At 57.0% G+C, this 3,370-nt stretch carries 3 protein-coding genes; all 3 read left to right on the top strand.

Translation table 11 applies throughout. The features are described from left to right. A partial coding sequence (gene pgk, locus V6C07_RS07100) for a phosphoglycerate kinase (protein WP_333535655.1) occupies window positions 1-716 on the top strand: 716 nt, incomplete at its 5' end. After that, window positions 713-1,531, top strand: a complete 819-nt coding sequence (locus tag V6C07_RS07095; protein WP_333535654.1) for a MipA/OmpV family protein — start codon at window positions 713-715, stop codon at window positions 1,529-1,531. The genes pgk and V6C07_RS07095, both read left to right, overlap by 4 nt. 584 nt (window positions 1,532-2,115) lie before the next feature. Further along, entirely contained in the window at window positions 2,116-3,192 is a 1,077-nt protein-coding gene (locus tag V6C07_RS07090) for an NAD(P)H-dependent amine dehydrogenase family protein (RefSeq protein WP_333535653.1), read from the top strand. Window positions 3,193-3,370 lie beyond the last annotated feature (178 nt).

Genomic DNA, 3,370 nt, shown 5'->3' with positions numbered 1-3,370 from the left:
CCGCCGCTGTGGCCTGCGCGGGTCCCCTGCTGCAGGCCGAACTGACAGCTTTTGACAAGGTGCTCGACAATCCCGCCCGGCCTGTGGTGGCGATTGTCGGCGGGGCCAAGGTATCCACCAAGCTGGCCCTGCTGGAAAACCTGCTGGAAAAAGTGGATGTGCTCATTGTGGGCGGCGGCATAGCCAACACCTTTCTTGCCGCGGCAGGATACATGGTGGGCAAGTCTCTGTACGAAGAAGACCTGCTGCCCGACGCCCAGAAAATAATGGCGCAGGCCAAGACCCTCAACAAGGAACTGCCCCTGCCCGTGGACGTGATCACCGCCGAGGAACTGGCTCCTCGCCAGCAGGCCATGCTGCACGCCGTGGGTGACGTGCCGGGAGACCAGATGATCCTTGATATCGGTCCCGAAACACTGGCCCTGTATGAAAAATTCCTTGCCAAGGCGGCCACGGTGGTCTGGAACGGCCCGGTCGGCGCGTTTGAGGTGGAACCCTTCGGCGACGGGACCAAGGCCCTGGCCGAATATCTGAGCGACTCCAAGGCATTTGTTGTGGTTGGCGGCGGCGACAGCGTAGCTGCCGTAGAAAAATACGGACTGGCCGACCGCATGGGCTATATCTCAACCGGCGGCGGCGCAGCGCTGGAACTGCTTGAAGGCAAAAAACTGCCTTCCGTCGCAGCGCTGGAAGACCGCGCACAGGTGGGTGCATGAAAAAATATTCTATCCTGAACACACTGCTTCTGCTGCCGCTGTGGATCTGCTGCCTGCTGGCAGCGTCCACAGTGCAGGCACAGGAACTGTGGGAAGATGATCCCGATGCCCCTGCTTCGGCTGCACAGCAGGATAAGTGGGGCTTTAACGCGGGTATTGGCGCGTCGTTGCGCACATCGGAATACAAGGGCATCGACTCGCTGGGTTCGCCCCTGCCCCTGCTGGGCTACGAGGGCAACTGGCTGTACCTGCGGGGCCTGAGCGGCGGCGTGCATGTCTTTAAAAACCGCTACCACGAGTTCAACGTCCAGCTTTCCTACCTGCCGCAGCATTTTTATGCCTCGTGGAGCGACAATGACAGGATGAAGCGGCTGGACGATCGCTATTCCTCGCTCATGGCCGGTTTGAACTACACCCTGCGCTCCCGCTACGGTCTGGCATCAGCCACGCTGTCCACGGACGTGCTGGGCGTCAATAACGGCGTCATGGCCGATGTTTCCTACGCCTATCCGCTGCGTTTCGAAAATATCATCATCATGCCCTCGGTGGGCGCGCAGTGGACCGACAGCAACTACAACGACTATTACTACAGCGTCAGCTCCAGCGAATCACGCAAAAGCGGCCTGAAGCAGTACAACCCCGAAAGCGCGTTCTCGCCCTATGCCGGGCTGACCCTGCGCGTGGCGCTTACCGAGAGCTGGAGCGTCCTTCTCAACGGCAAGGCCCTTTTCCTGGGTAGCGAAGTTACCGACAGCCCAATGGTGGAACGCAGCACCACATATTCGTTCAACGCGGGCTTTCTTTACGCTTTCTAGAGCAGATTAACTTTGAGAATGTACATTCTCAAAGTTTAAGACACGCTCGCTTCGCTGCTTAACCGCGCAAGTAAATTGCGCTTGCATCTTTGCGGCGGGCGACTGCTCACGCAGCCGCCAGAGCAATTTCAAAGTGAAATTGCTCTGGCGCAATCTGCACTTGAGAGGGCTGCCTGCAATCCGGGGCATTTTCGCATTGAGAATATCCATTCCCAATGCTTCCAGGAAGCCCGCCGGGAGGCCGCGATCTGAAAAGATCGCGGCCTTTTCACTGTAGTTCCGGCAATACGGCCATAAAGACCACGGCCCACATCACGCTTTGGACAGCTATCGCGCATGCTTGATTTTTCACAAAGACCACGTACACTTTAATTGAAATTATTTTTCAAGTTAGAGCATTTTACCTTTGCAAAAAGTGTAAATGCTCTAGACAGTGTCTAACGCTGCACGAAAGTGCAGCGCGCCACAATGTGGCGCGGATTCAGCCGAAAATCGCATTTTTCGGCTGAATGAAAACTTTGAAATGTTAAGCATTTCAAAGTTAATCTGCTCCAGAACCCCACTTTCCAAACCAGGAGGAATCCATGAGCAAACTTAGGATCGCCCAGTACGGTTGCGGAAAAATGTCGCGATATTCAATGCGCTATGTATATGAAAAAGGCGCGGAAATTGTAGCCGCCTTTGACGTCAATCCTGCGGTCATCGGCCGTGACATCGGCTCCGTCATGGGGTGCGAAAACAAGGAAGTTCTCGTTCAGGACGCGGCTCAGGCGGAAAAAGTGCTGGCCCAGGTCAAGCCCGATGCCTGCCTTGTCACCACCATGAGCCTGATTCGCGATGTCAGGGATGCGCTTATGGCCTGCGCCCGGGCCGGCGTCAACGCCATCACCATTTGCGAAGAGGCCATCTTTCCCGCCAATTCCTCGCCTGCCATCACCCGTGAACTGGACGAAACCGCCAAAAAGACCGGCTGCACCATATGCGGCACAGGCTATCAGGACGTGTTCTGGGGCAACCTTATCGCCACCCTGGCCGGAGCCATGCACACCATCAGGAAAATACGCGGCAAATCCAGCTATAATGTGGAAGATTACGGCATTGCGCTGGCAAAGGCGCACGGGGCCGGGCTGAGCCTTGCCGCCTTTGAAAAAGAAATCGCCGCCGCAGACAACATTCCTGAAGGCGAACGCGCTGCCCTTATCAAAAAAGGCGAATTTCTGCCTTCCTACATGTGGAACGTCAATGGCTGGCTGGCGGAACGCCTCGGCCTTACGGTAACAAGTCAGGTGCAGAAATGCGTACCCATGACCCATTCCACGGAACTGAAGTCCGAAACCCTCGGCATGACCATCCCCGCCGGGCATGCCACGGGCATGTCCGCAGTGGTCACCACCGAAACGCAGGAAGGCATCGCCATTGAAAGCGAATGCATAGGCAAGGTCTATGCTCCTGATGAGGTGGACCGCAACGACTGGACCCTTATGGGCGAACCTGACACCCAGGTGGTCATTACCCGTCCCGCCACCGTGGAACTGACCTGCGCCACACTGGTGAACCGCATTCCCGACCTGATTAACGCGGCTCCCGGCTATGTAACCACTGACAAGATGCCCGTTAACAGCTACCGCGTGAAAGCGCTGGACTATTACGTGAAAAAATAAAGGCACGGCCCTGAAAGATCGGCGCACAGTGGCATCTCGGGCGCTGAGCCGTACACGCTGGCCGTCCGGCTGCACCGCGTACGTTGGGCAGCACGGCGGCGGCCAGAACGCACGCGGTGGCTGAAAGCGTTCATCGATGCTTGTCCTGCTCCGCCCGAAAAACAAAAAAAGCCCCGCT

Origin of the sequence: Desulfovibrio sp. 1214_IL3152 (genome assembly GCF_036763055.1) — a bacterium.
Taxonomy (GTDB): Bacteria; Desulfobacterota; Desulfovibrionia; order Desulfovibrionales; family Desulfovibrionaceae; genus Desulfovibrio.
The sequence above is the reverse complement of the archived record's forward strand: the minus strand, read 5'-3'. Positions and strand labels throughout refer to the sequence as shown.

Excerpts from the sequence above, each read along its gene's own strand:
- V6C07_RS07095 (WP_333535654.1), top strand. The coding sequence starts at position 713 with ATGAAAAAATATTCTATCCTGAACACACTGCTTCTGCTGCCGCTGTGG.
- V6C07_RS07090 (WP_333535653.1), top strand. The coding sequence starts at position 2,116 with ATGAGCAAACTTAGGATCGCCCAGTACGGTTGCGGAAAAATGTCGCGA.